The organism is Aminomonas paucivorans DSM 12260 (assembly GCF_000165795.1).
Taxonomy (GTDB): domain Bacteria; phylum Synergistota; class Synergistia; order Synergistales; family Synergistaceae; genus Aminomonas; species Aminomonas paucivorans.
Genome location: NZ_CM001022.1, coordinates 1,095,489 through 1,121,370, shown reverse-complemented (window position 1 = coordinate 1,121,370; position 25,882 = coordinate 1,095,489). Strand labels below are relative to the sequence as shown.

At 67.1% G+C, this 25,882-nt stretch carries 25 protein-coding genes; 3 read left to right on the top strand and 22 right to left on the bottom strand.

What is annotated here, in order from left to right:
- Positions 1–46 precede the first annotated feature (46 nt).
- From APAU_RS05135 to hrcA, 22 genes are all read right to left on the bottom strand, one after another.
- Complete coding sequence (locus APAU_RS05135; RefSeq protein WP_040345684.1) at positions 47–1,273, bottom strand: M20 family metallo-hydrolase; 1,227 nt, start codon at positions 1,271–1,273, stop codon at positions 47–49.
- A gap of 37 nt (positions 1,274–1,310) precedes the next feature.
- On the bottom strand, positions 1,311–1,856 hold the full coding sequence (gene pgsA, locus APAU_RS05130; protein ID WP_006300641.1) for a CDP-diacylglycerol--glycerol-3-phosphate 3-phosphatidyltransferase: 546 nt from the start codon (positions 1,854–1,856) through the stop codon (positions 1,311–1,313).
- A gap of 139 nt (positions 1,857–1,995) precedes the next feature.
- Complete coding sequence (locus APAU_RS05125; RefSeq protein WP_006300640.1) at positions 1,996–2,700, bottom strand: ABC transporter ATP-binding protein; 705 nt, start codon at positions 2,698–2,700, stop codon at positions 1,996–1,998.
- Positions 2,693–3,481 carry an ABC transporter ATP-binding protein gene (locus APAU_RS05120; protein ID WP_006300639.1) on the bottom strand — a complete coding sequence of 263 codons (789 nt, stop codon included), beginning with the start codon at positions 3,479–3,481 and terminating at the stop codon, positions 2,693–2,695. Before APAU_RS05120 ends, APAU_RS05125 begins: the two co-directional genes overlap by 8 nt.
- Positions 3,478–4,539 (bottom strand): branched-chain amino acid ABC transporter permease, encoded by a 1,062-nt coding sequence (locus APAU_RS05115; protein WP_006300638.1) that lies wholly within the window; start codon positions 4,537–4,539, stop codon positions 3,478–3,480. The genes APAU_RS05120 and APAU_RS05115 overlap by 4 nt, the downstream gene beginning before the upstream one ends.
- Complete coding sequence (locus APAU_RS05110; protein ID WP_006300637.1) at positions 4,539–5,432, bottom strand: branched-chain amino acid ABC transporter permease; 894 nt, start codon at positions 5,430–5,432, stop codon at positions 4,539–4,541. Before APAU_RS05110 ends, APAU_RS05115 begins: the two co-directional genes overlap by 1 nt.
- 111 nt (positions 5,433–5,543) lie before the next feature.
- Positions 5,544–6,680, bottom strand: coding sequence for an ABC transporter substrate-binding protein (locus APAU_RS05105; protein ID WP_006300636.1), 1,137 nt, complete (start codon positions 6,678–6,680; stop codon positions 5,544–5,546).
- A gap of 173 nt (positions 6,681–6,853) precedes the next feature.
- On the bottom strand, positions 6,854–7,528 hold the full coding sequence (locus tag APAU_RS05100; RefSeq protein WP_156789436.1) for an anaerobic ribonucleoside-triphosphate reductase activating protein: 675 nt from the start codon (positions 7,526–7,528) through the stop codon (positions 6,854–6,856).
- 19 nt (positions 7,529–7,547) lie between these two features.
- Entirely contained in the window at positions 7,548–9,683 is a 2,136-nt protein-coding gene (nrdD, locus tag APAU_RS05095) for an anaerobic ribonucleoside-triphosphate reductase (RefSeq protein ID WP_006300634.1), read from the bottom strand.
- Positions 9,670–10,149, bottom strand: a complete 480-nt coding sequence (gene nrdR, locus APAU_RS05090) for a transcriptional regulator NrdR (RefSeq protein ID WP_006300633.1) — start codon at positions 10,147–10,149, stop codon at positions 9,670–9,672. The genes nrdD and nrdR overlap by 14 nt, the downstream gene beginning before the upstream one ends.
- 246 nt (positions 10,150–10,395) lie before the next feature.
- Positions 10,396–10,854 (bottom strand): GatB/YqeY domain-containing protein, encoded by a 459-nt coding sequence (locus APAU_RS05085; protein ID WP_006300632.1) that lies wholly within the window; start codon positions 10,852–10,854, stop codon positions 10,396–10,398.
- The gene (rpsU, locus tag APAU_RS05080) at positions 10,854–11,039 is read right to left on the bottom strand and encodes a 30S ribosomal protein S21 (RefSeq protein WP_006300631.1); all 186 of its coding nucleotides are present in this window, start codon (positions 11,037–11,039) and stop codon (positions 10,854–10,856) included. Before rpsU ends, APAU_RS05085 begins: the two co-directional genes overlap by 1 nt.
- A gap of 30 nt (positions 11,040–11,069) precedes the next feature.
- On the bottom strand, positions 11,070–11,411 hold the full coding sequence (locus APAU_RS05075; RefSeq protein WP_006300630.1) for a histidine triad nucleotide-binding protein: 342 nt from the start codon (positions 11,409–11,411) through the stop codon (positions 11,070–11,072).
- Positions 11,412–11,445: 34 nt separating this feature from the next.
- On the bottom strand, positions 11,446–12,495 hold the full coding sequence (locus APAU_RS05070; protein WP_040344912.1) for a J domain-containing protein: 1,050 nt from the start codon (positions 12,493–12,495) through the stop codon (positions 11,446–11,448).
- A complete protein-coding gene (locus APAU_RS05065) occupies positions 12,492–14,036 on the bottom strand; it encodes an Hsp70 family protein (protein WP_269490274.1) in 1,545 nt (514 codons plus the stop codon). Before APAU_RS05065 ends, APAU_RS05070 begins: the two co-directional genes overlap by 4 nt.
- A 51-nt stretch (positions 14,037–14,087) precedes the next feature.
- Complete coding sequence (locus APAU_RS05060) at positions 14,088–15,452, bottom strand: MiaB/RimO family radical SAM methylthiotransferase (protein WP_006300627.1); 1,365 nt, start codon at positions 15,450–15,452, stop codon at positions 14,088–14,090.
- Positions 15,449–16,180 (bottom strand): RsmE family RNA methyltransferase, encoded by a 732-nt coding sequence (locus APAU_RS05055; protein ID WP_006300626.1) that lies wholly within the window; start codon positions 16,178–16,180, stop codon positions 15,449–15,451. The genes APAU_RS05060 and APAU_RS05055 overlap by 4 nt, the downstream gene beginning before the upstream one ends.
- Positions 16,155–17,012: a 50S ribosomal protein L11 methyltransferase gene (locus APAU_RS05050; RefSeq protein ID WP_006300625.1), complete on the bottom strand. Its 858-nt coding sequence runs from the start codon at positions 17,010–17,012 to the stop codon at positions 16,155–16,157. Before APAU_RS05050 ends, APAU_RS05055 begins: the two co-directional genes overlap by 26 nt.
- 92 nt (positions 17,013–17,104) lie before the next feature.
- Positions 17,105–18,262, bottom strand: a complete 1,158-nt coding sequence (gene dnaJ, locus APAU_RS05045) for a molecular chaperone DnaJ (RefSeq protein ID WP_006300624.1) — start codon at positions 18,260–18,262, stop codon at positions 17,105–17,107.
- Between the two features lie 13 nt (positions 18,263–18,275).
- Positions 18,276–20,117, bottom strand: a complete 1,842-nt coding sequence (dnaK, locus tag APAU_RS05040) for a molecular chaperone DnaK (RefSeq protein WP_006300623.1) — start codon at positions 20,115–20,117, stop codon at positions 18,276–18,278.
- Positions 20,118–20,252: 135 nt separating this feature from the next.
- A complete protein-coding gene (locus APAU_RS05035; RefSeq protein WP_006300622.1) occupies positions 20,253–20,828 on the bottom strand; it encodes a nucleotide exchange factor GrpE in 576 nt (191 codons plus the stop codon).
- A gap of 1 nt (position 20,829) precedes the next feature.
- On the bottom strand, positions 20,830–21,843 hold the full coding sequence (gene hrcA / locus APAU_RS05030) for a heat-inducible transcriptional repressor HrcA (protein ID WP_006300621.1): 1,014 nt from the start codon (positions 21,841–21,843) through the stop codon (positions 20,830–20,832).
- Between the two features lie 173 nt (positions 21,844–22,016).
- Here hrcA and APAU_RS05025 point away from each other — a divergent pair, with 173 nt between their 5' ends.
- The 3 genes from APAU_RS05025 to APAU_RS05015 all read left to right on the top strand — a co-directional run bounded on the left by APAU_RS05025 (position 22,017) and on the right by APAU_RS05015 (position 25,809).
- A complete protein-coding gene (locus tag APAU_RS05025) occupies positions 22,017–22,688 on the top strand; it encodes a histidine phosphatase family protein (protein WP_006300620.1) in 672 nt (223 codons plus the stop codon).
- A gap of 321 nt (positions 22,689–23,009) precedes the next feature.
- On the top strand, positions 23,010–24,383 hold the full coding sequence (locus APAU_RS05020) for a YfcC family protein (protein ID WP_232207768.1): 1,374 nt from the start codon (positions 23,010–23,012) through the stop codon (positions 24,381–24,383).
- 91 nt (positions 24,384–24,474) lie between these two features.
- The gene (locus APAU_RS05015) at positions 24,475–25,809 is read left to right on the top strand and encodes an amidohydrolase family protein (RefSeq protein ID WP_006300618.1); all 1,335 of its coding nucleotides are present in this window, start codon (positions 24,475–24,477) and stop codon (positions 25,807–25,809) included.
- The last annotated feature ends 73 nt before the right edge of the window (positions 25,810–25,882 follow it).

Sequence of the window (25,882 nt, the reverse complement as noted above, 5' to 3'; positions counted from 1 at the left end):
CGCCCCCCGCAGGGTACCGATCCTGGATCAGACTCTTCCGAAGGTGCTACAGGTCTCGCATCATCCGGGCGAAGACCCGAGCCTCGTGGACCAGGTGGGAGATGTCGGTGTACTCCTCGGGCATGTGGGCGGTGTCGCTTTCCTGGGCCCACACCGCCGCCGGGATGCCCTGGACGCGGAAGAAGGCGGCGCAGGTCCCCCCGCCGATCCCCCCGACCCGGGGGGTCTTTCCCAGCACGTCCTTCACGGCGCGGCTCAGGCGCTCCACCACAGGAGCCACCGCGTCCGTGGGAGGCGCGGGGTCTCCCTTCTGGACGAAGCGGTAGGTGACCCGCAGCCCCGTGGTCTCTTCCAGGCGGCGGATCTCCTCCCGCACCACCCCCTCCACCGCGTCGGGATGGACCGAGGGAAGCAGGCGGCAGTCGAAGCAGAAGACCTCCCGCCCGGGGATGGTGTTCACGTTGGCCACGTTGGGCAGCCTCCGGGTGGGTTCAAAGGTGGACACGGGGGGCTCGAAGAGGGGGTCCGTCTCCGGAAAGGCCCGGTGCAGCGCCCGATCCAGGGCCACGGAGAGTTCGTTGGCCCCCCGGCAGGCGTTCTTTCCCAGATCGGGGCGACTGCCGTGGACCTGCTTGCCCTCCACGGTGACCTCCAGCCAGAAGGGGGTCTTCTCGGCAATCTCGATGAAGCTGCCCTCCTCGTTCCCCCCGTCGGGCACCAGGACCAGGTCCTGGGGGGAGAACAGCTCCGGGTGGCGGTCCAGGAGGTGGCAGATGCCGTACCGGCTTCCCAGTTCCTCGTCCGCCACGAAGGCCAGGCAGATTTCGAAGGCCGGGGGGAGGTCCAGATCCCTCAGGGCCTTCAGGGCGTAGAGGGACGCCACCAGTTCCTGGCCGTTGTCGTTGGCTCCTCGGCCATACACCCGCCCGTCCCGGACCTGGGCGACGAAGGGGTCCTGAGTCCAGAGGCTCCGGTCTCCCTCCGGGACCACATCCATGTGGGAAAAGAACCAGAGCCGCCCGGCCCCGGTCCCGGGAACCCGGACCACCAGGTTGGGGCGCACCCCTCCGGGGGCCTCCGGATCCGGGGCGTCGTAGCGCTCGCAGGGAGGCAGCCCCAGGTCGAGGACCTTCTTCTCCAGGTAGGCAGCCTTCGCTCCCTCTCCCAGCCCTCCGTCTTGAGGGGAGACGGCAGGCAGGGCCACCAGGTCGCAGAGGGTCCCCACCATCTCCGGTTCCAGTTCCGCGATGCGCCGATCCAGCCGTTCGCGCACTTCCAAGAAAAGACCTCCTTCGAGGGGGGTGAACCCCCTACTTGCTGAGCAGATCCTTCCCCTTGACGAGGTAGTCCATGCCGGACCACACTGTGAGGATCATGGCCACCCACATGGCGAGCAGCCCCCCGGGAAGGTTGAAGATCATCATGCAGATGGCCACGATCTGGCTCACCGTCTTGGCCTTGCCCCCCTTGCTCGCGGCGATGACCACCCCTTCCGCCGCCGCCACCATGCGCAGCCCCGTGACGATGAACTCCCGGGCCACGATGACCATGACGATCCAGGCGGGAAGGCGCTGCAGCTCCACCAGGGAGACCAGGGCGGCGGTGACCAGGATCTTGTCCGCCAGGGGGTCGATGAACTTCCCCAGGTTGGTGACGATGCCCCGCTTGCGGGCGATGTACCCGTCCGCCGCGTCGGTGAGGGAGGCCCCGATGAACACCAGCCCCGCCAGCAGGTCCCCCAGAGGGACCCCGAAGAAGCTGCCGAACTGGGTGCGCAGGGTCAGGATCACCATGACCAGGGGGGCCAGGAAGACTCGGGACAGGCTCAGCAGGTTCGGAAGGTTCAGGGACGACATGGCTTTCGCCTCCAAAGGATAGTCTCGTTTCTCTAAAGCCGTTTATAACACATCCCTCCGGGGGGGCAAGGGAGGGAACGGAAACGGCGGCGTCGCCCCGAAGGACGACGCCGCCGCGGATGCTTCGGGGTGTCGAGTCTCACCCCCCCAGGTAGGCTTCCTTCACCCGGGGATCGTCCAGAAGCTGCCGTCCCGGGCCTTCCAGGACGATCTGCCCCACCTCCAGCACGTAGGCGTAGTGGGCCACCTTGAGGGCGGCGAAGGCGTTCTGCTCCACCAGGAGCACCGTCTTCCCCTGCCCATTGATGGTCTCGATGATGTCGAAGACCTCCTTCACCAACAGGGGCGCCAGCCCCAGGGAGGGTTCGTCCATCATGATCACGTCGGGCTTGCTCATGAGGGCTCGCCCCAGGGCGAGCATCTGCTGCTCCCCCCCCGAGAGGGTCCCCCCCTTCTGCCAGGACCGCTCCTTGAGCCGGGGGAAGAGCTCGTATACCCAGTCCAGGGTGGTCTGGATCCCCGGGACATCGCAGCGGATGTAGGCCCCCAACATCAGGTTCTCCTGCACCGTGAGCTGCGGGAAGATGCGCCGTCCCTCGGGGCAGAGGGCCACCCCCGCCCGGACGATGCGCTCCGGGGTCCACCCGATGAGATCCGCCTCCCCCCATCGGATCTGCCCCTTGCGATCCTTCACCAGCCCCGCCACGGACCGGAGGGTGCTGGATTTGCCCGCCCCGTTGGCCCCGATGAGGGTGACGATCTTCCCCCGGGGGACCTGGAGGGAGATGCCCTTGATGGCGTGGATGCCCCCGTAGTGGACGTGGAGGTCCCGGATCTCAAGCATGCTGGAGCGCCTCCTCTCCCAGGTAGGCCTCGATGACCTTGGGGTTGGACCGGATCTCCTGGGGGTTCCCCTGGGCGATGAGCACCCCGTAGTCCAGCACCCAGATGTGCTCCGAGATCCCCATGACCACCTTCATGTCGTGCTCGATGAGCAGGATGGTGAGGCGGAACCGGTCCCGGATCTGTCGGATGAAGTCCATGAGCTCGCTGGACTCCTGGGGGTTCATCCCCGCCGCGGGCTCGTCCAGAAGCAGGAACGAGGGCTCCGTGGCCAGGGCCCGGGCGATCTCCAGCCGCCGTTGCGCCCCGTAGGGCAGGGAGGTGGCGTCTTCCCCCGCCAGCTTGTCCAGTCCCACCGCCGCCAGCAGGTCCAGGGCCTTCTCCCGGATCTGCCGCTCCTCCCGGACGTACAGGGGGAAGGGGAAGGGGGCCATCCACCAGGGAGCCTTCTGGCGCACCCGACACCCCACCAGCACGTTCTCCAGCACGGAACCCCCGGCGAAGAGGCGGATGTTCTGGAAGGTGCGGGAGATGCCCGCAGCGCAGACGTGGTGGGGCTTCATCCCCGTGATGTCCTTGCCGTGGAAGAGCACCTGTCCCTCCGTGGGGCGATAGAACCCCGTGACGATGTTGAAGCAGGTGGTCTTGCCCGCCCCGTTGGGGCCGATGAGGCTCACGATGCGCCCCTGCTCCACGGCGATGTCGAATCCGTTCACCGCCGCGAGGCCTCCGAAACGCATCACCACGTTCTTCGTCTCCAGCACCACCGGACGATCGCTCATCGGGCATCCCCTCCGTCCGCGGAACCCCGGCCCCGGGACAGAAGCCGCCCCAGGCCGCTCCAGGTCCATTCCCTCTGGCCCATGATGCCCTCCCGCCGGAAGAGGATGATGAGCAGGAGGGCCAGGGAGAAGATCACCATGCGCATCCCGGGGATGCCGGGGATGTGGAGGGAACCCAGGTCGATGGGGTTCTCCACGAAGCGCAGCCACTCCAGGAGCACCGTGATGACCACGCTGCCCAGCACGCTGCCGGTGATGGAGCCCAGCCCTCCCGCCACCACGATCATGAGGACGTTGAAGGTGAGGAGGAAGGTGAACATCTTGGGGTCGATGGTGGTGATGAGGCTGCCCATGAGGGCTCCCCCCACCCCGGCGAAGAAGGCCCCCACCACGAAGGAGATCACCCGGTAGCGGAAGGTGTCGATGCCCATGGCCCGGGCAGCCACCTCGTCGTCCCGGATGGCCTTGAGGCAGTTGCCGAAGTTGCTCTTCAGGAGCCGCACGATGACGTACAGGGTGAGGACGCACCACCCCCAGTTCCACCAGAGGTTGGCGTAGTCCGGGATGCCCTTGATCCCCAGGGCCCCGTTGGTGATGGGAGTGGCGTTGGTGAACACCACCCGGATGATCTCCGCGAAGCCCAGGGAGGCGATGCCCAGATAGTCCCCCCCCAGTCGGAGCACCGGCATGGCGATGAAGAGGCTGAACACCCCCGCCATGATCCCCCCCGCCAGCACCGCCACGAAGAAGGGAGCGTGGAGGGCCGAGAAGGGCCAGATGAGGGGTTCCAGGATGTAGATCATTTCCTTCTGGATGGGGGGCAGGATCAGGAGGGCGCAGGTGTAGGCCCCCACGGCCATGAACCCCGCGTGTCCCAGGGAGAACATCCCCGTGAAGCCGTAGATGAGGTTCAGGCTCACCGCCAGGATGGCGTTGATGGCGATGAGGTTCAGCACCTGGATCTTGTACCCGTCCAGGTTTCCTTCGGCCCACCAGAGGAAGGCTCCCAGCGCGGAAAGCAGCAGGAGGTTGAGGGTGAGATCCCTATGCTTGCCCATCAGACCTTCTCCTCCAGTTTTTCTCCCATGAGCCCCGTGGGCTTCAGGAGCAGGATGACGATCAGCAGGACGAAGGCGAAGGCGTCCCGGTAGCCCGACAGGGCGGGGAAGAACGCCACCACCATGATTTCGATGAAGCCCAGGAGCAACCCGCCGATCATGGCCCCCTGGATGGAACCGATACCCCCCAGGACCGCGGCGATGAAGGCCTTGAAGCCCGGGAAGATGCCCATGAGGGGGTGGATCTGGGGGTACCGGAGGGCCCACATGATCCCCGCCGCCGCCGCCAGGGCGGACCCCAGGCCGAAGGTGAGGGCGATGATGTGGTCCACGCTCACCCCCATGAGGCGGGTGGTCTCGATGTCCTTGGAGATGGCCCGCATGGCCAGCCCCGGCTTGGTGCGGTACACCACCCAGAAGAGCCCCGCCACCAGGACCAGGGAGATGGCGGGCACCACCAGGGCCAGGGGAAGGATGCGGATGTTTCCGAACTCCAGGACGTTCACCAGCCACTCCGGCCGCTCCACGGGCCGGGGGATGCCGGAGAAGACCACGATGCACAGGTTTTCGATGAAGAAGGAGACGCCGATGGCGCTGATGAGGGCGGAGATCCGGGGAGCGCTTCGCAGGGGCCGGTAGGCGATCCGGTCCACCAGGATGCCCAGTCCCGCCGTGAGGACCACAGAGAGCACCACCGCCACGGACCAGGGAAGGCTGTACAGGGTCAGGGCCCAGAAGACCCCGTAGGCCCCCAGCATGAAGATGTCCCCATGGGCGAAGTTGATGAGCCGCAGGATGCCGTAGACCATGGTGTAGCCGATGGCGATGAGGCCGTAGAGACTGCCCAGGGTGAGGGCGTTGAAGAAGTGCTGGATGAACATATCCAGGCTCAAGAGGAACCCCCCTCGTTCAGGGAAAGGGGGGGGAGGACATCGCCTCCCCCCCTCGGGGTGCTGCGCCGCCCGCGGCCGTCCCGTTGCAGACGGCGGAAGATCGATCTGGCGCTAGAGCTTCGGCTCCACGGTGGTCAGGAAAACCCGCTTGCCGTTTTGGATCTGCATGATCCCCACGGGCTTCTCCGCGTCGTGGGTGGCGTTGATGGTGGTGGCACCGGTGACTCCCAGGAAGCCCTTGGTGGAGGCCAGGGCCTTGGTGATGGCCTCGGGCTCCGCCTTGCCCGCCCGCTTGATGGCGTCCATGATCAGCATGTAGCTGTCGTAGCCCAGGGCGGAGTTGACGTTGGGGTCCTTCTTGGGGAAGACCTTTTTCCAGTTGGCGGTGAACTTCTTGGCCACCGGGTTCATGTCCTTCATGGTGGGATCGTAGGGGAAGGTGGTGTAGGAGAAGCCCTCCACCGCCGCGCCGCCGATCTTCACGATGTCCGGGTTGTCCATGGCGTCGCCGCCCATGATCTTGAACTTGCCCCCCAGCTCCTTGGCCTGCTTCATGATGATGGCCCCTTCGGCGAAGTAGGAGGGGATGAAGAGAACGTCGGGCTTCTTGCTGATGATCTCCGTGAGCTGGGCGGTGAAGTCCTGATCCCCGGAGTTGTAGCTCAGCTTGGCCACGATCTTGCCGCCGCCCTTGACGAAGGCCTTCTCGAAGAAGGTGGCGAGACCCACGCTGTAGTCCTGGGACACGTCGATGAGGAGGGCGCCGTTCTTGGCCTTCAGGTCCTTCAGGGCGAAGGTGGCGGCACCGGCTCCCTGGAAGGGATCGATGAAGCAGGCGCGGAAGTAGTACTTCTTGCCCTGGGTCACCAGGGGGTTGGTGCAGGAGGTTCCCACCGCGGGGATCTTGGCCTTCTCGGAAATCTCCCCGCCCGCCATGGCGAGGGAGGAGCCGTAGGTGCCGATGATGGCCACGACCTTCTCCTTTTCGATGAGGCGCTTCACCGCGTTGGCCGCCTCCACCTTGTCGGACTTGTTGTCCACCACGATGAGGTCCACCTTCTTGCCCAGGATTTTGGACATCTCCTGGTGGGCCATCTTCACGCCGTCCAGCTCCAGCTGGCCGCCGAAGGCGTTCTGCCCCGTCAGCGGAAGGAAGACGCCGATCCGCACCGTGTCCGCCGCCAGGGCCATCCCCGCGACGACCATCACCATGACGCACGCCAATCCGAAACTCCTGAAGAAACGCATCCACACACCCCTCCTCCGAAATCGATCGGGCCTTGCGGCTTACGGGTTATTATACCCAAGGAAGGGACAAGGGAAAGACTGTCTTAAGAAAAAACCCCCCTTTTGCGCAAAATCCCTTGGTCCGCAAAGAGCACGGCGGCCCTTGCGGGCCGCCGTCGGTTTCTTTGTGTCCCTCAACCCCGAAGGGTCACTCCCGGAAGAAGGACCACCATTCGATCCAGGGAGGCCGGGGCAGTCTCGTCCAGGGCGGGATCGAGGCAACGCCCGGGGCGAAAGGCCTGAACCACCCAGCGGGGTTCTCCCTCCAGTTGGTCTCGAAGCTCCAGCAGGTCCGCCTCGGAAAGAAGCGCCGGAACCCAGGTGGTCCGCAGCTCGTAGTCCACGCCGCTGCGGTGCAGCAGGGCCAGGGAGGCCTTCACCTTTTCCGCCGCCCCCTCCACCCCGCTGAGACGGTCGTAAAGCCCCCAGGGGGCCTTGACGTCCAGGGCCACCTGGTCCACCAGCCCCTCCTCCAGCAAAGGTTCCAGGACCTGGGGCAGGGTTCCGTTGGTGTCCAGCTTCACCCCCAGGCCCAGGTCGACGACCCGGCGGAGGAAGGAAGCCAGGCCAGACTGGAGACAGGGTTCGCCTCCGCTCACCGCCACTCCGTCCAGAAAGTCCCGCCGACGCCGGAGGTCGCCCAGGATCTCCTCCGGGTCCAGGGACTCGGAGCGCCCCAGAACCAGCTCGGGGTTGTGGCAGAAGGGGCACCGCAGGTTGCATCCCCGGGTGAACACCGCCGCCGCCACGCGACCATCCCAGTCCAAAAAAGAGGTGGGCAGGTACCCGCCCACCTCGAAAGAAGTCACCGTGCCCACGAAGCGTCCCTCAGGAGACCTTCACCCGGGCCCGATCCCGCAGTTCCCCCCTCTTGCCCCCGTTCCAGGAGGAGGTCCGGGTGAAGTAGCCCGTGATCCGGGTGATGCCGTCCACGTCGGGAGAGCCGCAGGCCCCGCAGGAATCCTGCAACCCCCGGGTCACGCGACCGCAGACGTTGCACACCGTGAACTCCGGGCTGAAGGCCACCTGGGCGTTCTCGGAGTGCCGGAAAACCTTCTGGACGAAGGAGGCCAGGGAAAGGGGGTTGGGGCGATGCTCCCCCATCCACACGTGGGTGAGGGCTCCCGCCTTGATCATGGGGTGGTACTTGCCCTCCTCCACCACCCGCTGCACCGGGTCCAGGCCCTCCCGGTAGTTGAAGTGGGTGCTGTTGGTGTAGTAGATCTCCCCGTTCTTGGGTTCCCCCTTCACCACCCGGGGAGCCTGGTCGGGGAAGGCCTTCACGTCCAGCTTGGCGAACCGGTAGGCGGTGCTCTCCGCGGGGGTCTGCTCCAGCACCATCTTGAGGCCGTGGCGCTCCGCCAGCTGCTGGCACTTGAGATCCATGTACTGCACCACCGCCAGCCCCAGCTTCATGGCCTCCTCGCTCTCGTGAAGTTCCTTGCCCGTGGCCACCTGGACCATCTCGTTGAGCCCCAGGATGCCGATGAGGTGGCTGGCCTTGCGAAGGCGCAGGTACCCCTCTCCGTCGTGATCCACGCACAACGCCGCCAGGGGACCTTTTTTGCCCAGAGAGAGGATCTCCTCGATGAAGCGCCGCTTCTGCAGGTGCGCCTTGGCGGCCAGCTCCATGTCCTGGTCCAGCAGGTCGAAGAGCAGTTCCTGGTCCCCGCCGCAGCGATAGGCGATGCGGGGCAGGTTGAGGGTCACGTTCTGGAGGGCGCAGTAGCGCATCTTCCAGGGATGCTTGGCCTCTTCCAGGTCCTCCGGGGTCAGCTCGAAGGAGAGACGGCAGCACTCCGAAAGCTTCGCCACCCCTCCCCGATCGAAGACGAAGTAGGTGTTCCCCTTCTCCGCCGCCACCAGGCAGGCCAGCTCCAGGAACTCCTCCCATCCAGGCTCCTGGAAGAAGTAGTCCGTGATGTGCAGGAGGGGCTTGGGGAAGAAGAAGGGATGCCCCCGGCTGTCCCCTTCCAGATACACTTTGAAGAGGGCCCGGAGGAACCGCTTGGACTCCTCCGCATAGTCCCCGTAGGTCTTGCCCGTGAACTTGCCCCCCGGGCCGATGGCAGGCACGTCCCGGAAGTGGTTGGGCACTTCATAGTAGAGGTTGATGTCCGTGAAGGCCACCTGTCCTCCCCGCCCCCCCGCCAGCTGGTTGAACTCGAAGATGAGCTGCTGGGCCAGCTGGCGGCACTGGGCGTCCGAAGCTCCTTCCAGGAAGGGGGCGAAGAAGGTGTTCACCGCGTCCCAGCCGATGGCCCCGGCGAAGTTGTTCTGGAGCACCGAGGTCATCTTGAGGATGTGGGCCAGCAGCACGTCGGCGTGCTGCGCCGGGGCGGAAACGCTGGTGATGGAGGGCATGTTGAGGCCGTAGCGGGCCACGTAGGCCATGCTCTGGCCGGAGCAGTAGGGACGGTTCACCATCCCCAGGTCGTGGAGGTGCAGATCCCCCCGCAGGTGCGCCGCCGCCACGTCGGGGGAGAAAACCTTGGTGAGGGCGTACTCCTTGAGGACCCGCTCCGCGATGGAGAGGTTGATGGACTCGGGGTTGTGGGTGGTGTTGCTGTTCTCGTGGTTGGGCTGGAGGAGCATGGACTCCAGATCGTGGAGGGGCAATCCGATCTGGCTGTGGTCCGCCAGCTTGGCGTCCAGTCCCCGCTGGAAGAGCTTGACGTTCACCAGCTCCCGGATCAGGCGGGTGGTGACGTGCTCCCGTCCGTAGCGGATCAGGTCGTCCTCCACCTCCGCGGCGATTTCCCCCGCCGTGGCGGGGTCCACCCCCGCCTCCAGGACGAGGGCGTTGCGGATCCGTTCCGCGTCCCAGGGAGAGCGCTCCTCCTGGGCCAGGGCGTCCACCATGAGGGCCAGGTCCGTGGATTCCCCCTGGGGACCGAACAGGTGCTGCTGTCTTCCTGAGCGGGGGCGATCTTCCAGCAGAAGATCCGGATTATTCGTGTCCATGCCTCTCCTCCCTTTCCTCGATCAGCCGGGCGATCTCCGTAGCGAAATTGGACAGATCGGTAAACTCCCGGTACACCGACGCGAAGCGCACGTAGGCCACCTTGTGCAGCTTGCGAAGTTCCTCCATGGCCAGATCCCCCACCTGCAGGCTCGAAACCTCTCCCTGTTCGGACTCCCGCAGTTTGCCCTCGATGCGGGCGGCGGCGTCCTCCAGGCGGTCCAGGGGCACGGGGAGCTTCTCGCAGGCCCGCACCAGCCCCTTGAGGAGCTTGGTGCGGTCGAAGCTCTCCCGGCGTCCGTCCTTCTTCACCACCCAGAGAAGCTGCCGTTCCTCCGGTCTCTCGTAGGTGGTGAACCGGTAACCGCACCCCGGGCACTCCCTCCGGCGCCGGACCACCCGACCTCCGTCGGCGGTTCGAGTCTCCAGGACCCGGGTCTCCAAGAGCTCGCAGCGAGGACAGAGCATCGCAGACCTCCTACATATAGGGATCACAGAGGGAATCATACACCAGATTTAGGGGTTAATGGCAGGAAGAGGGGAAAAAGGGGGGAGAAAAGATGATCCCGGGAGCCCGATTTTTCGGAGGTCTCTGGTCCCGTGGGTTCGCACAAACAATAACGTTTCCAAAGAAGAGAAGGACCACGGGGACAGCAAAAGACCCCGGGAACGGAGAAGCTCCCGGGGACACTCCAGGTCGTCGGGGTCGGGGGGTCAGGAACCGAGGACCTTCAGGGCTGCAGCCCGCACCCGGTTGCCCTCCGCCCGTCCCTTCACCAGGGGCATGACCCGTCCCATGACCTTTCCCAGGTCCTTGGGGGACGCGGCCCCGGTATCCTGGGCAACCCGACGGGTCAGAGACTCCAGTTCCTCGTCGGAAAGCTGCTCCGGGAGGTAACCCTGGAGGAAGCGGGCTTCCTCCAGCTCCCGATCCGCCCGGTCCGCGGCACCGCCCGCCCGGTACTGCTCCGCCGCCTCTTGGCGCTGTTTGACCAGCCGCTGCACCAGGGTCACCACTTCCTCGTCCGTCAGGACCGCATCGCGGCCCTTTTCCACCTGAGCCAGCTGGATGGCGGACTTCAACATGCGCAGGACAGACAAGGAAAGCTCGTCGCGGCGCTTCATGGCCGCGACGAGTTCGGACTGGACACGCTCCACCAGGGGGTCGCTCATCACACCGGCCTCTTGTTCCTGTTCCTGGCCGTGGCGGCCTTCTTCTTCTTCTTGATTTCGCTCGGCTTCTCGTAATGCTCGTGCTTCCGAGCCTCCCGAAGCACACCCACCTTGCGGAGTTCGCGCTTGAAACGCTTCAGCGCGTCCTCAATGGATTCGTTCTCTCGACGAACGACGGTGGTCATCCCTGTTCCCCCCTTTCTCTGCCACCTGCGCTATCCCGGCGGCCAATGGAACCGTCGGCCCGCAAGCACGTGAACGTGCAGGTGGGGGATCGTCTGCCCGGCTCCTTCTCCGCTGTTGATCACCAGCCGGTAGCCGTCCTGGTCCAACCCCAATCGAGCGGCAACCCGAACGGCTCCCGCCATGAGGCCTCCCCAGAGTTCCGGGGAGGGAGCCTCAGCGGCCCCGGACACATGCTGCTTAGGGATCACCAGCACGTGCACCGGCGCCTGGGGTCGGAGATCGTGGAACGCGAGGACGTCGTCGTCCTCGTAAACCCGCTCCGCCGGGAGTTCCCCCGCGAGGATGCGGCAAAACAAGCACGTACCGCTCACGAAGACCCCCCCTGAAGTCGGACGTCCTCGTATTTTATCCGACTGCCCGGTCTCGCACAATAGCCGCAGCCCACACCCGAACGGGGGCGGCGGGATGGGTCCGGCTCAGCCGCTCCAGGTGGGGGAGCATCCAGGGGGACACCCCCTCCCGCCGGATCAGGCGAAGCAGGGCCACCCAAAGGGCCGCATCCTCCTGGCGGAAGAGGCGGATCAGGTCGGAGACGTCGGGGAGCCCCGTTCCGGCGGGCCAGTTCTGGAGGGCCAAAGCCGCCACCTCCGGGCTGGGGTTAGTGAGGAAGGGGCGAAGCCACTCCCTCCGTTCTCCCCCCGTGGAGGCCCCCGTGACCCGCCCCCGGAGCCACCGGATCACCGAGAGGGCCTCCGAGGGGGCGTAGGCCCCGCCCCAACGGGACAGGGCCCGGGCAAGCCCCCCCTCGGGGTCCGCTCCGGGGAAAAGGGAAAGCACCCGGCGGAGGGACTCCGGATCGGGCCTCTCTCTGTTCAGGTGCTCCACCAGGGCCTTGCGGGCATAACCCGGGTCGGGGCTGCGGGCCAGCTCATCCAGGGCCAGGAGGACCACACCGGGGTGGCGGCTCTCCAGGCGCCGCTTCAGAGAGGCCCGAAGGGCCTCCTCCCGAGCGGCGACGCGGCGCCCCAGGATCTGGCGGAAGTGCATCTCCGCCCGGTCCAGGGCCTCCTCCACGAACCGATCCCGGGCGGGAGACCTCTGGGTGTCCTCCGCGGGCCGCCTTCGGGCAAAGGAGGCTCTTCCGGAGCGCCAGAGGCGCTGCAATCTCCCCACGAACCTTCCGGGATCCCACCAGGGGGTTCCGGAGGTCCCCCGGCGCCCTCGGGACGTCCGAGGCCTCTCGACGGGTCGGGAGGGCACCCCTACAGAGGGGGCTTGGATGGATTCCTTCAGGGACATGTAGGCTCGGGTGATCTCCGCGAACCTTCGGGAGTGCTCCGGCCCCGCCACGTCGGGGTGGTAGGTCCGGGCCAGACGGCGGAAGGCGGATTTGACGTCCTCCCAGTCGGAACCGGGGGGCAGCCCCAGGGTGCGGAAATCCATCTCCAGGCTCACGATCCCACCACCCGCTCCAGGTCCAGGATCAACCGATCCAGCACGTCCAGGGCCTCCTGGCTCAGCCCCTCCTCCTCCCCGCGAAAGAGGCGGAACTGCCCCCACAGAGAGGAAAGGCGCTCCTGGTGGGCCGGATCCAGGGCCAGGCTCAGCCGGACGATGCGATCCTGCCGAAGACGCAGTTCCGCCTCCAGGTCCACGGAACCCACATCCCCCCGCCCCTCCAGGGCCACCACCCGGCGGCTGGTGCCGCTGCGCTGGAAGACCTCCACGGTGAGCAGGCCGCTGCCGTCCACCTTGAAGAGGATCTCCACCCTCTCTCCCTGGCAGGCGAAGGGCAGGTCGATGCGCTGAAGGATCCGCCCCGCGTCCCGCAAGGGACCCTCTCCCTGGACCACCGTGAGGACCAGGGGGCCCGCTTCTCGGGCCCAAAGCTCCTGCCGCGCCTCTGCGGGAAGAGGGGTTCCCCGCGCCAGGAGAAGGCTCACCGAACCGTCCGCCTGGGCCAACCCCAAGGGCTGGCTCAACACGTCCAGGAGGAGCCGTTCCCGTCCCTGTCGGGCGAAGAGGGCGGCCCCCAGGGCCACCGCCTCGTCGGGACAGGCCCGCAGGTGTTCCGGCTCCGCCACCCGTTCCGCCAGGCGCTGTCGCAGGAGGGGGATGCGGCTGCTCCCCCCCACGAGGAGAAGTCGATGGGGACGGTGCCGCCGGAAGAGGCGCTCCACCAGCCGAAGGATTTCGTCCAGCACCGGGGAAATGAGGCGTTCCAGGTCCTCCCGCTGCACCGTCACGGGCTCGTCGGAACCCCATCCCTTGGGGGGAACCCAGAGGAAGGTTCGGGCGTCGGAGAGGGCAATCTTCACCTGTTCCGCCTCCCGAAGCAGGTGGAACCACCGGGGGTCCTCGAAGCTGGGAGCCCCCCCTCCCAGGCGCCTCCAGAGCCACTGGGCCAACCGACGGTCCAGATCGTACCCCCCCAGGTCGCTGCGCCCCAGACTGTCCAGGACCTGGAAGACCCCGTTTTCCCCCTCCACCACCGAGAGGTCCAGGGTGCCCCCCCCGAAGTCCAGTACCAGGAAACGCCCCTGGGGACCCACGGACAGGGTGGCGGCGGTGGGCTCGTTGACGATGCGGATCTCCTCGAACCCCGCCTTTCGGGCAGCCCGGGCCAGGGCGCCCCGTTCCGGGAAGCCGAAGTGGGCGGGCACCGCCAACACGCCGGAGCGGACGAAGCTGCCCAGGGAGGCCTCCGCGTCCTCCCGCACCAGGGAGAGGAGGGGGACCAGGAGGTCTTCCGCCCCGTAGGCGTGGCCGCCGCTTCGGGCCACCCAGTCGGTGCCCAGCTTGCGCTTCACGTCCCACCAGGCCCGGCCCGGAGAGGTCAGGGCGACGCGGGCCGCCTCCTCTCCCGCCACCAGGTCGCGCCCCACCAGGGCGACGTAGGAGGGAGTCCTCCAGCGCCCCCACCGGTTGGGCAACACCCGAGGAGAGCCGCCGGGGGGACAGTGGGCGGCCAAGGCGTACCGAGTTCCCAGATCGATGCCGATGACAGGTTCCTTCAGGTCGCTACCCTCCTCATGCCGTTTCGGACCTCATGGTAGCACGTCCTCTTCCGGTCCAGGACGGGGTTCGTCCCCCTCCTCCGGAGACCGGTCCCGAAGGACCCCGTCCCGCACGGACCGGGGGACCAGGCACCCCAGGGACCCGGCGGAAACACTCATCCGCCCCCGAACCCGGACGAAGGCGGGGCAGAGACCATCCCCCTCCCCCTCCGACGCCCGCTCCACCAGGACCTCCACCTCCCGTCCCAGGAACCGGGAGGCGAACCGGTCCAGCAGGGTCCGTCCCAGCCCCAGGGCCCGCTGCACCCGCTCCCGAAGGGCAGCGGGGTCGGGGCGGGGCCAGGCGGCGGCGGGGGTTCCGGCCCGGGGGGAATAGGGGAAGACGTGAAGCCTCCCCAGCTCCAGGGTCTCCACCAGGTCCAGGGTGTTCCGGAAGGGCACCTCCTCCTCCCCGGGGAAGCCCACCAGGAGATCCGTGCTGACGTGCAGGTCTTCCCCCAGGCGTCTGCGGGCCGCTTCCACCAGTCGAGCAAAGGCCGCGGCGGTGTAGCCCCGGCCCATGCGGTCCAGGACCCCGTCGTCCCCGCTCTGTAGGGGCAGGTGCAGGTGAGGGCAGAAGATCTCCGTCTCCCCCAGAACATCCAGGAGGGATTCTCCCAGACCGAAGGGCTCCAGAGAACCGAAGCGGAGGCGCACAAGCCCCTCCACCCGGGCAAGCCGCTTCACCAGCTCCCCCAGATCCGTGCCCCGATCCCTTCCGTAGAGCCCCAGGTGGACCCCCGTGAGGACCACCTCCCGGCACCCCGAGCCCACCAGCCCCCGCACCTCCTCCAGCACGTCCTCGGGGGGGCGGGAGACGGAACGTCCCCGAACCCGGGGGACGATGCAGTATCGGCACCCGTGGGAGCACCCGTCCTGGACCTTCACGAAGGCCCGGGTGTGACGACAGGTCCGGGAGAGACGCAGATCGTCCCAATCCTCACAAACCCCCACGTCCCGGCGGTTCAGGAAGGGGACCTCCTCCCCGGCCCGGAGGCGGCTCAGGAGGTCCGGGATCGCCGCCTTCAGACGGTTGCCCACCAGGTGGTCCGCCCCCAGACGTCGGGCTTCCCGGGGGTCCGCCTCTTGGGCCCAGCAGCCCGCCGCCACCAGGATCGCCCGGGGATGGCGACGACGCAGGCGGCGCAGCTCCTGCCGCACCTTCCGGTCCGCCACGGCGGTGACGGTGCAGGTGAGCAGCACCACCCCGTCCAGGTCCTCCGACGAAGGGTCCACCAGGATCGCCCCCCGCTCCGCCAGCTCCGAGGCCAGGGCGTCCCCTTCGTACTGATTGGTGCGACATCCCAGCACCACGAACCCCACCCGGTAGCCCGCCAGGGAAAGGGAGGAAGTCATGGGGTCTTTCGGGCCTCCCAGGAGAGGCGCAGGGCCCCGCAGGCCGCCGCGGCGGCAGTGGAGGCCCGAAGGATCCGGGGCCCCAGACCCACCGGGACGAATCCCTTCGCCCTCAGGGTCTCCACTTCCTGGTCCGACCAGTCCCCCTCGGGACCCACGGCCACGGCGGCGGCCTCCACGGGAAGACACCGTCCCAGGGGGACCGTTCCGGGGGCCAGAAAGGCCCCGAAGCGGGAGGGAGGCAGCGTCGCCTCCTCCAGCTCCCGGACCAGTACGGGGGGATGGAGCGTCGGGGGACGGAGGGAGCCGGACTGGCGGGTGGACTCGTCCAGGATCCGCCGCCAGCGGGAGAGCTTTCCCTCCTCCCGGCAGGATTCCAGGCGAGGGACGGAGCGCTCGCAGGCCAGCAGGCGGATCTCCGCCACCCCGAACTCCGCGGCCATGCGCAGCAGAGGTTCGAACTGGTCCGCCTTCAGGAGGGCCACGACCAACACCACCCGAAGGAGATCCGGGGACTCCGGCACCCGCTCCACCTCCTCCGCCTCCACCCGTCCCGCTCCCAGGCGCAGGCGCAGGAGGACCCGCCCCTCCCCGGACAGGCCTTCCAGCAGGGCTCCTTCGTACCGGCGGAGCACCCGGGTCAGGTGGTGGGCCTGGGCCTCGTCCAGGAGGTAGCGCCCCTCCCCGAGGAGGGTGCAGGCCTCAAGCCGGATTCTGGGCTGCAACACCCCACCACTCCCCCCGGGCACGGTCCTCTGCGGGATGAAGCCCCGCCTCCTCCAGTGCGGCGAGGAAGGTCTGCTTCTCCGTCCCCAGCAGCCCGGAGAAGAGGGCCCACCCCCCGGGCTTCAGGACCCGGCGCACATCGGGCAACAGCTGCAGGAGGGGTTCCAGGACGATGTTGGCGGTGAGCAGATCCACGGGCCCCGCAAAGCCCCGGAGCAGGTCTCCCTCCTCCAGACGCACCGCCCCCCGGAGATCGTTGAGGTCCAGGTTCTCCTCCACCTCCGCCAGCACCGCTCCGTCCAGGTCCCGAGCCACCACCGAGGCCGCCCCCAACTTGAGGGCCCCCAGAGAGAGGATCCCCGAGCCCGTGCCCACGTCCACCACCGAGTCTCCGGACTTCACCCGGGTCTCCATCAGCTCCAGGACGATCTGGGTGCTCTCGTGGTACCCCGTGCCGAAGGCGCTTCCGGGCTTCACCACCAGGGGGATGCGCCCCGGGGACTCCTTGCCCCGATGCCAGGGGGCCAGGACCACGAAGCGGCTTCCCACCTCCAGGGGGGGGAAGGCCTCCTCGCACTCCCGGTACCAGGGCTGGTTCTCGATGCGCCCCGTGTCCTCCACCTTCACCTCCGGCCAGGGCTCCAGGGCCTGACGAAGGCGCATCTGCCAGGTCCCCAGGTCTTCGTTGGAGCGAAAGTACGCCCGGACCCGAACCCCCTCGGGGAACTCCTGCACCTCCGAACCGATGCTCCCCGCCAGATCCACCGCCGTGGACAGGATCTCCTCCTGCCCGTTGCCCCCACGAAGGGTGATGTACCACCAGAAGCTGTCCATCCCGCAGGCCTCCCTTGAGCTTCCCACCCAAAATGAAGGGGGGAAGCGCTCTTGCGCTTCCCCCCGATTCTACACGCGGCGGCTCCGGCCACCTACCCGCCGAACCACCCTTTCAGCTTCTCCAGGATGCCCTCCTCCTGGCGCACCGAGACCTTCATCTCCTGGGCCAGGGCCTCCAGGAGCCCCCGCTGGCGCTCCGTCAGGTTCTTGGGCACCTCCACCCGGACGTGGACCAGCAGGTCCCCCCGCCCGCCGCCCCGAAGGCGGGGCATTCCCTTGCCCCGAACCCGGAGCACCGACCCGGGCTGGGTGCCCGAGGGCACCTCCAGGGTCTGGGGGCCGTCGAAGGTGGGAACCTGGACCTCGCACCCCAGGGCCACCTGGGGAAACGCCAGGTTCACCCGAACGTGCAGGTCTGCCCCTTGGCGCTCGAAGCGCGGGTCCGGGGTCACCTCCACCAGCAGGAAGAGGTCCCCGGGAGGCCCGCCCTGGAACCCCGCCTCCCCCTCTCCGGTCATGCGCAGCCGGGTTCCCGTGTCGATGCCCGGGGGGATGCGCACCTCCACCTTGTGGGGCACCCGGACCCGCCCCTGGCCCTTGCACTCCTTGCAGGGGCTGGAGATCACCTTCCCCTGCCCCTTGCATCGGACGCAGGGCGTCACCTGGACGAACTGGCCGAAGGGGGTCCGCACCGCCTGTTCCACCTGCCCCCGGCCGCCACAGGCGGGACACGTCTCCACCTTGGTCCCCGGTTCCGCTCCGGTGCCCCCGCAGCGGGCGCAGGCCTCCCAACGGGGGATGCGCAGCTCCCGCGACGCCCCCCGGTAGGCCTCCTCCAGGGTGACCGTGAGGGTGGTCTCCACGTCTGCCCCCCGACGGGGGGCGTTGGCCTGCTGGGCCCGGGTCCGCCCCCCGCCGCCACCGCCGAAGAGATCCCCGAAGAGGTCCCCGAAGAGGTCTCCGAAGGGGTCTCCCCCGGCGCCTCCGAACCCTTCGAAGGGGTTGCCCCCCGGAGGAGCGTCCCCCACATAGCCGAACTGGTCGTACTGGGCCCGTTTGGAGGGATCGTTCAGGACCTCGTAGGCCTCGTTGATCTCTTTGAACTTCTTCTCCGCATCCCCGTTCCCCGGGTTGGCGTCGGGGTGGTACTTGCGGGCCATCTTGCGGTAGGCCTTCTTGATGTCCTCCGGCGTGGCCTCCCGGGTCACCCCCAGGATGTCGTAGTAGTCCTTCTTACCGGGAGTCGCCACGAATCCTCACTCCCTAGGCCTGCCCCGCGTCGTGGAACTCCGCGTCCACCGTGGGACCGGCGGCCTCGTCCGAGGCACCCCCTCCGGGGGGCGGGGTCTCGCCCTGCTCCGCCTGGGCCTTTTCCTGGGCGTGGGCGTAGATCTTCTCGGAGATGCCGTGCAGAGCCTGGGTCAGCTCCTCCAGGGCCTTTCGGATGGCTTCTGCGTCTTCCTTCGCCAGGGTCTCCCGCAGGGCGGCGATCTTCTCCTCCACGGGGGTCCGCTCCTCTGGGGTGAGCTTGTCCCCCAGGTCCTTCAGGGTCTTCTCGGCGTTGTAGGCGAAGCTCTCCCCCTCGTTGCGGGCCTCCGCCAGCTCCTTTTTCTTGTTGTCCTCGTCCTCATGGCTCTCCGCGTCCTTGCGGAGCTTGTCGATCTCCGCCTCCGAGAGCCGGGAGGACTGGATGGTGATGTGCTGGGCCTTGCCGGTGCCCTTGTCCTTGGCGGTGACGTTGACGATGCCGTTGGCGTCCACCTCGAAGGTCACCTCGATCTGGGGGATCCCCCGAGGGGCGGCGGGGATGCCGTCCAGGAAGAACTTGCCCAGCTCCACGTTGTCGTTGGCCATGGGCCGCTCCCCCTGGAGCACCCGGACCTCCACCTGGGGCTGGCTGTCCGCTGCGGTGGTGAAGACCTGACTCTTGGAGCAGGGGATGGCGGTGTTGCGCTCGATGATCTTGGTGAACACGCCTCCCAGGGTCTCCAGACCCAGGGAAAGGGGCGTCACGTCCACCAGCACGATGCCGCTCTTCTCCCCGGAGAGCACCGCCCCCTGGATGGCCGCCCCCACGGCGACGCACTCGTCCGGGTTGATGCCCTTGGTAGGCTCCTTGCCCAGCAGCTCCTTCACCTTCCGCTGTACCGAGGGCATGCGGGTGGAGCCTCCCACCAGGAGGATCTTGTCCACCTGGGAAGCCTCCAGGCCCGCGTCCGCCAGAGCCCGCTTGGTGGGACCCACGGTGCGCTCCAGCAGGTCCTGGGTCATGTCCTCGAACTTCGCCCGGGTGAGGGTCAGCTCCAGGTGCTTGGGGCCGTTCTGGTCCGCGGTGATGAAGGGCAGGGAGATGGTGGTCTCCGTCATGGAGGACAGCTCCACCTTGGCCTTCTCTGCCGCCTCCCGGAGGCGCTGGAAGGCCATGCGGTCCTTCTTCAGGTCGATGCCCTCGGCCTTGCGGAACTCCTCCGCCATCCAGTCCACCACCCGGAGGTCCCAGTCGTCCCCACCCAGCAGGTTGTCTCCGGAGGTGGCCAGCACCTCGAAGACCCCCTCGCCCACGTCCAGGATGGACACGTCGAAGGTTCCCCCGCCGAGGTCGAACACCAGGATCTTGTGGTCCCCCTCCTTGTTCACCCCGTAGGCCAGGCAGGCGGCGGTGGGCTCATTGATGACCCGAAGCACCTCCAACCCCGCGATGGTGCCCGCGTCTTTGGTGGCCTGGCGCTGGGCGTCGGTAAAGTAGGCGGGACAGGTGACCACCGCCTGGGTGACCGTCTCCCCCAGGTACTCCTCCGCATCCCGCTTCATCTTCTGCAGGATCATGGAGGAGATCTCCTGAGGGCTGTAGTTCTTGCCGTCGATGAGGGTCTTGTGGTCCGACCCCATCTTGCGCTTGATGGAGATGATGGTGCGGTCCGCGTTCACGATGGCCTGACGTTTGGCCAGCTGCCCCACCAGCCGCTCCCCTTCCTTGGTGAAGGCCACCACGGAGGGGGTGGTGCGGTTGCCCTCCGCGTTGGGGATGACGGTGATGTTGTCCCCTTCCTTGACGGCGACGCAGCTGTTGGTGGTTCCCAAGTCGATGCCGATGACCTTTGCCATGGACAATCCCTTCTTTCCTCTCGCGAAAGAGATGAGTTTCTTCGATGTGGTTCCGTTTTTCACAGATCCGGCCGGCCCCCCTCAGGCGGCTGCGCCTCCCGGGCCGACCCGTGGCTCCTTCACGGTTTCCCGAGGTCAGGCTCCCCCCTCGTGCCGGGCCACCCGGACCCGGGCGGGGCGGATCACCTTCCCCCCCAGGAGGTACCCCCCCTGAAGCTCCTGGACGATGGTCCCGTCCCGGTCCGGGTCGGAGGTGGGCTCCACCCCCACTGCCTCGTGGAGGTTCGGGTCGAAGGCCCCTGCAGCGTCGATGCGCGCCAGGCCCAGGGATTCCAGGGCTCCCACGAACTGCCTTTCCACCATGGAGATGCCCTTGAGGAGGGAGGCGTCCGCCCCCTCCAGGGCCTGCAGGGTCCGACCCAGGTTGTCCAGCACCGGCAGGAGCAGCTCCACCGCCCCCTCCGCCGCCAGCTTGCGGTCCCGGGATCGGTCCCGTTCCACCCGGTTGCGGTAGTTGACGAAATCCGCCTTGTTCCGGGACGCCTCCTGCAGAAGGTCCTCGTAGTCCTGCTTCAGCTTGTCATGGGCCTCCTCCAGTTCCCTGAGGCGTCCTTCCAGCTCCGCCTTGCCGTGCCCCCTGCTGTGCCCCTTGACGGGCTCCTGCTCCGGGGCCGGATGCTGCCCCGAGGTTTCCGGGTTCTGTCCCTTCATGTCACTCCTCCTGAAACGAAAGGGCCGTCAGGGCCTCTTCGAGGACCGAGATGACCCGTTCGTAGTCCATCCTTCGGGGACCGATGATCCCCAAGATGGCGCGGTTGTCCCGGTGCACGCTGGAAGCCAGCACCAGGGAGCATTCCTTCATCTCCGGCACGTCGCTCTCCTCGCCGATGACCACCTTGACCCCCTGCTCCAGGGAGCAGCGGGCCACCATATCCGCCAGGCCCGATTCCTGTTCCAGGAGGGACACCAGAGCCTGGAGTCGCCCCAGATCCTGAAAGTCCGGCAGGTTGAGCATCTGGCTCACTGTTCCCGTGAAGACCCGGGGAGACGCGGCGGCGAGGATCTCCTCCAACGCCCCCAGGGCCACCCGACAGGAGCGGGAGAACTCCTCCAGTTCGTGGAGGAGGTACTGCTGGAGCACCGTGCGGACCTCCTCCCAGGTGCGACCGGAGGTGGCCAGGTTGATGCGCCGAGAAAGCTCGTCCAGGGCGTCCTGGGACAGATCGCAGGGAAGGGTCACGGTGCGATGGTGGATCAGTCCCCCCTGGAGCACTACGATGACCAGGGCATGGGCGGTGTCCAGGCGCAGGAAATCCACCCGCTGGAGGCTCATCTCCCGAAGGGGCGCCAGGGCCGCCACTCCCACATATTGGGTCAGGCGGCTCAACAGGTCCGAGGCGACGCTCAAGGAACCCTCCAGGTCGTTCCGGTGGTCCCGCAGGGATGCGGGCCACTCGAAGCCCCCCGCCCCGGCGATGCGTCTACGCTGAAGCACCGAGTCCACGTAGAGGCGGTAGGCCCGGGTGGTGGGGATCCGCCCCGCGGAGGCGTGGGGCTGGGAGAGAAAACCCAGGTCCTCCAGGTCGGACATCTCGTTGCGGATGGTGGCGGCGCTGTGGCCGGTCAGGTAGCGCTTGGAGACCGTCCGGGAACCGACGCTCTCGCCGCTTCGGATGTACTCGTACACCACCGAGAGGACCACTTCCAGCTGCCGTTCCGTCAGCATCCCCGCCACCCCCTCCGGGTCGCTAGCACTCTTTGCGGTCGAGTGCTAACACCTCATGGGACGAGGTAAGGGTACCAGCCTCCCCCCTCCATTGTCAACACAGGTCAAAGATCCCCCAAAACCGAGGGTAGTAGAATGAGCCAAACGATTGCCCACTGCGCAAGGAGGACTGGATGTTGATCGAGATGGAACGAACGGAACGAGCGGAGTCGCCCCCCACCCGGATCCTGCTGGTGCGACACGGGGAGTGCGCGGGCAACAGGGAAGGGCGCTTCCGCGGGCGGGTGGACTTCCCCCTCAACGAGACGGGACTCGCCCAGGCCCGTGCCCTGGCGGGTGCCCTGAAGTCCGTCCCCCTGGACCGGATCTTCACCAGCCCCCTCCTTCGAGCGAGACAGACAGCGGACTGCCTGGCGGAGGGGCGAGACCTACCCGTGGAGGTGCGGGAGGGGTTCACCAACGTAGCCCTGGGCCCCTGGGAGGGTCGACTGAAGGAGGAGATCGCCCAGGAATGCCCCGTGGAGTGGTCCCTGTGGCTGCACCACCCCGAGCGACTTCGCCTGCCCCAAGGGGAGACCCTGGGGGACGTGGCGCGCCGGGCCCTCTCCAATCTGGAGCACCTGGTCCGGACCTACCCGGGGTCGACCTTCGCCGTGGTCACCCACCGCACGGTGCTCAAGCCTCTTCTGGCGGCGTGTCTGGGCATGGCGGAACCCAGCTTCTGGAGGACCCACGTGGAAACCGCTTCCATCAGCCGCCTGCGCCACACACCCCGGCAGGGCTACTGCCTGACGGGTCTCAACGACACCCACCACCTGGAGTCGTTCCAGAGCGAATGGATCTGAAGGCGCTGAGGGATTAGGTCTATCGGCCTGTTTTTGTTGCGCAACTCTCCAAACCCCTTCTCGGGAAGGACAAGGCCTTCCCTCCCCCCTTCCCAAAGAGATTCATCAGGTATACCTTAGCCCCACCAAAGCGCGAAGCAGTTTGGACCCTCCCTGTGATCCCTTGTCGGAAACCCCCTCGCCCCCCTTCGGGGGGCGAGGGGGCCGAAGAAAGGAGGGTAGCCTTCGGGGCCACAGACCGGGTCGCTCCTTCCCGTTTTCCTCTCACGAAAGGGGTGTTCGTCCATGTCCTCGGAACCCTGCGAATGCAAGAAATGGTACATGAAAGTCCCCCACACCTTCACCATCCTGTTCCTTCTCATCGTCCTCTGCGCCGTGGCCACCCATTTCCTTCCGGCAGGAGAGTTCCAGCGAGTGGAAAACCCCGCCACCGGAAAGATGGCCGTGGTGGCGGGCACCTACCACCACGTGGATCCTTCTCCCGTGAGCTTCTTCAATACCTTCATCGCCGTCCAGAAGGGCATGGTGGATGCAGCAGCCATCTCCTTCTTCGTCTTCCTCTCCTACGCCTCCTTCTACACGGTCCTGAAGACAGGGGGGCTCCACGCCTTCATCGGCTGGCTGCTCCGGGTCATGAAAGGCAAGGAGATCGTCATCATCCCGGTGTTCATGTACGTCTTCGGACTGGCCGGGGCCATCTTCGGCATGTTCGAGGAGACCTTCGGGTTCATACCCCTCTTCGTGGGCTTGGCCATCGCCATGGGATACGACGCCATCGTGGGGATGTGCATGGTGGTGGTGGGGGTGGGCATCGGCTTCTCCGCCGCCTTCCTCAACCCCTTCACGGTGGGGCTGGCCCAGAAATTCGCGGAGATTCCGCTATTTTCGGGCATGGGATTCCGCATCGCCTCCTGGTTCGTCTTCATGACCTTCTCGGTGATCTGGGTCCTCCTCTACGCGCGAAAGGTCAAGAAGGACCCCACAAAGAGTTACGTCTACGGGGTGGATATGGGGGCCCTGAAACTGGACAACGAAGAACTGATGAACTCCAAGTTCCACCCCCGGGACATTTCCATCATGCTCCTGGTGGTCCTCTTCGTGGCCCTGCTGGTCTGGGGGGTCATCAAGAGGGGCTGGTACTTCGACGAACTGGCGGGGCTCTTCGTCATCATGGGCATCCTCTGCGCCGCCGTGGCGGGCTGGGGCCCCGACAAGATCGCCGAATCCTACGTGGAGGGCTTCCGGGACATCGTCTTCGGCGCTATGGTCATCGGCCTCTCCCGAGGCATCCTCATCGTCATGCGGGAGGGCAACATCATCGATACGGTGATCTACGGCCTGTCTCTACCCCTGGCCAGCTTCCCCGCCTGGTTCTCCGCCCAGGGGATGCTCTTCGTACAGACCATCGTCAGCTTCTTCATCCCCTCGGGATCCGGCATGGCGGCCACCACCATGCCCATCATGGCCCCCCTGGCGGACCTACTCGGCTTCACCCGCCAGACTGCGGTGCTGGCTTTCCAGTACGGGGACGGGTTCTCCAACATCTTCTTCCCCACCACCCTGTGCCCGGTCATCTGCTCCATCGCCAAGGTCCCCCTGGAGAAGTGGTGGAAGTTCTTCACCCCCCTGTTCCTGGCCCTGTACCTTCTTCAGATGATTTTCATCGGCCTTGCGGTCTCCATGGGGTACCAATAGGTCTCTTTACGGAAGGCGACAAACCGGGACGACGGTTCCACGGCGGGGCGGGGATTCCCCGTCCCGCTTTTCCCGAAAGGAGGCGTCTGCTTTGGAACGACTTGATCTGTTGCTCCTCGGGGGAACCCTGGTAGACCCTCGAGGAGGGACCTGCCGTTTGGGTTCCTTGGGCGTCCGGGGAGGGCGCATCGTCTTTCCGAAAGGGGAAAAGCCGGAGGCGACCCGGGTCCTGGACGCCTCCGGCCTCCTGGTGGCACCGGGCTTTGTGGATCTGCACATGCACGACGAGGAAAGGGAGGACCCCCACACGGTGGAGCGAGCGCTGCTCCTCCAGGGGGTCACCACCGCCCTGGCGGGAAACTGCGGCTCCGGCCCCCTGCTGAAACGGATCCGCCCCCATCGCACCTCCCCCTGGCTCCACCTGGGGTACCTGACGGGACACCGGGCCCTGCGGGAGGAGGTGGGCCTGACGGACGTGTACCTCCCCGCCTCGCCGGGACAGATCGACGCCATGAAGGCCCTGCTCCGAGAGGAGCTGCGCCAGGGCTCCTTCGGCCTCTCCTTCGGCCTGGAGTACGCCCCCCACACCTCCTCCGAGGAGATCCGAGCCCTGGCGGAGGAGCTGCGCCCCTTCCCCCACCGCTGGATCCCCGTGCACATCCGCTACGACGGCCCCCGCTGCCTGGAGGCGGTGCAGGAGGTGCTGGATCTGGCCCTGGAGACGGGGCTGCGCTTCGACCTCTCCCACTTCGGCAGCATGACCGCCTTCGGCTTCACCCGCCAGGCCCTGGAGCTGGTGGAGGCGGCCTGGGAGAAGGGAGCGGACGTGACCCTGGACTGCTACCCCTACGACGCCTTCTGCACCCACGTGGGCTCCGCGGTGTTCGACCCGGGATTCGAGGAGCGTTGGGGCAAGGGGGTGGAGGCTCTGGAGGCGGGAAGCGGCAGGTACCGGGGACGGAGGCTCACCCCGGAGACCTTCGCGGAGCTGCGGCGGGACGACCCGGAGGCTCTGGTGATCGCCCACGTGCTGAACGGTTCGGAGGTCCGGGAATGCCTGCGCCATCCCCGGTGCGCCCTGGCCTCCGACGCGGTGCTCCACCAGGGGCAGGGACACCCCCGTGCGGCGGGGACCTTCCCGCGGGGCCTTCGGCTTCTGCGGGAAGAGGGACTCTCCTGGCCCGAGGCGATCCGCCATGCCACCTCCCTCCCCGCGGAGATGGGCTGGCTCGACGCGGGAAGGCTGGAAGAGGGGGCCCCGGCGGACCTGGTGGTCTTCGACCCGGAGCGTCTTGTGGACCGGGCCACCTTCCAGGACCAGCTTCTCCCCCCGGAGGGCATTGCCTACGTGGTCCTCCGGGGCCAGGTGGCGGTGGACCACGGGACCATCGACCCCGTACCCCGGGGCTCCTTTCTCCTGCGCTGACCCTCGGGGCCGCCCGGCGGGCGGCCCCTTTCTTGACCCTTCTCCGAAGCAGGACCTATGATGGCGGCGTTTG

Bases quoted from the DNA above. Each gene is read 5' to 3' on its own strand.
- rpsU (WP_006300631.1), bottom strand. From the start codon at position 11,039: ATGACCACCGTCGTTCGTCGAGAGAACGAATCCATTGAGGACGCGCTG.
- APAU_RS05050 (WP_006300625.1), bottom strand. From the start codon at position 17,012: ATGGACAGCTTCTGGTGGTACATCACCCTTCGTGGGGGCAACGGGCAG.
- APAU_RS05025 (WP_006300620.1), top strand. From the start codon at position 22,017: ATGTTGATCGAGATGGAACGAACGGAACGAGCGGAGTCGCCCCCCACC.
- pgsA (WP_006300641.1), bottom strand. From the start codon at position 1,856: ATGTCGTCCCTGAACCTTCCGAACCTGCTGAGCCTGTCCCGAGTCTTC.
- APAU_RS05085 (WP_006300632.1), bottom strand. From the start codon at position 10,854: ATGAGCGACCCCCTGGTGGAGCGTGTCCAGTCCGAACTCGTCGCGGCC.
- hrcA (WP_006300621.1), bottom strand. From the start codon at position 21,843: ATGCTGACGGAACGGCAGCTGGAAGTGGTCCTCTCGGTGGTGTACGAG.
- APAU_RS05125 (WP_006300640.1), bottom strand. From the start codon at position 2,700: ATGCTTGAGATCCGGGACCTCCACGTCCACTACGGGGGCATCCACGCC.
- APAU_RS05115 (WP_006300638.1), bottom strand. From the start codon at position 4,539: ATGGGCAAGCATAGGGATCTCACCCTCAACCTCCTGCTGCTTTCCGCG.
- nrdD (WP_006300634.1), bottom strand. From the start codon at position 9,683: ATGGACACGAATAATCCGGATCTTCTGCTGGAAGATCGCCCCCGCTCA.
- APAU_RS05020 (WP_232207768.1), top strand. From the start codon at position 23,010: ATGAAAGTCCCCCACACCTTCACCATCCTGTTCCTTCTCATCGTCCTC.
- APAU_RS05120 (WP_006300639.1), bottom strand. From the start codon at position 3,481: ATGAGCGATCGTCCGGTGGTGCTGGAGACGAAGAACGTGGTGATGCGT.
- dnaK (WP_006300623.1), bottom strand. From the start codon at position 20,117: ATGGCAAAGGTCATCGGCATCGACTTGGGAACCACCAACAGCTGCGTC.
- nrdR (WP_006300633.1), bottom strand. From the start codon at position 10,149: ATGCTCTGTCCTCGCTGCGAGCTCTTGGAGACCCGGGTCCTGGAGACT.
- APAU_RS05035 (WP_006300622.1), bottom strand. From the start codon at position 20,828: ATGAAGGGACAGAACCCGGAAACCTCGGGGCAGCATCCGGCCCCGGAG.
- APAU_RS05105 (WP_006300636.1), bottom strand. From the start codon at position 6,680: ATGCGTTTCTTCAGGAGTTTCGGATTGGCGTGCGTCATGGTGATGGTC.
- APAU_RS05060 (WP_006300627.1), bottom strand. From the start codon at position 15,452: ATGACTTCCTCCCTTTCCCTGGCGGGCTACCGGGTGGGGTTCGTGGTG.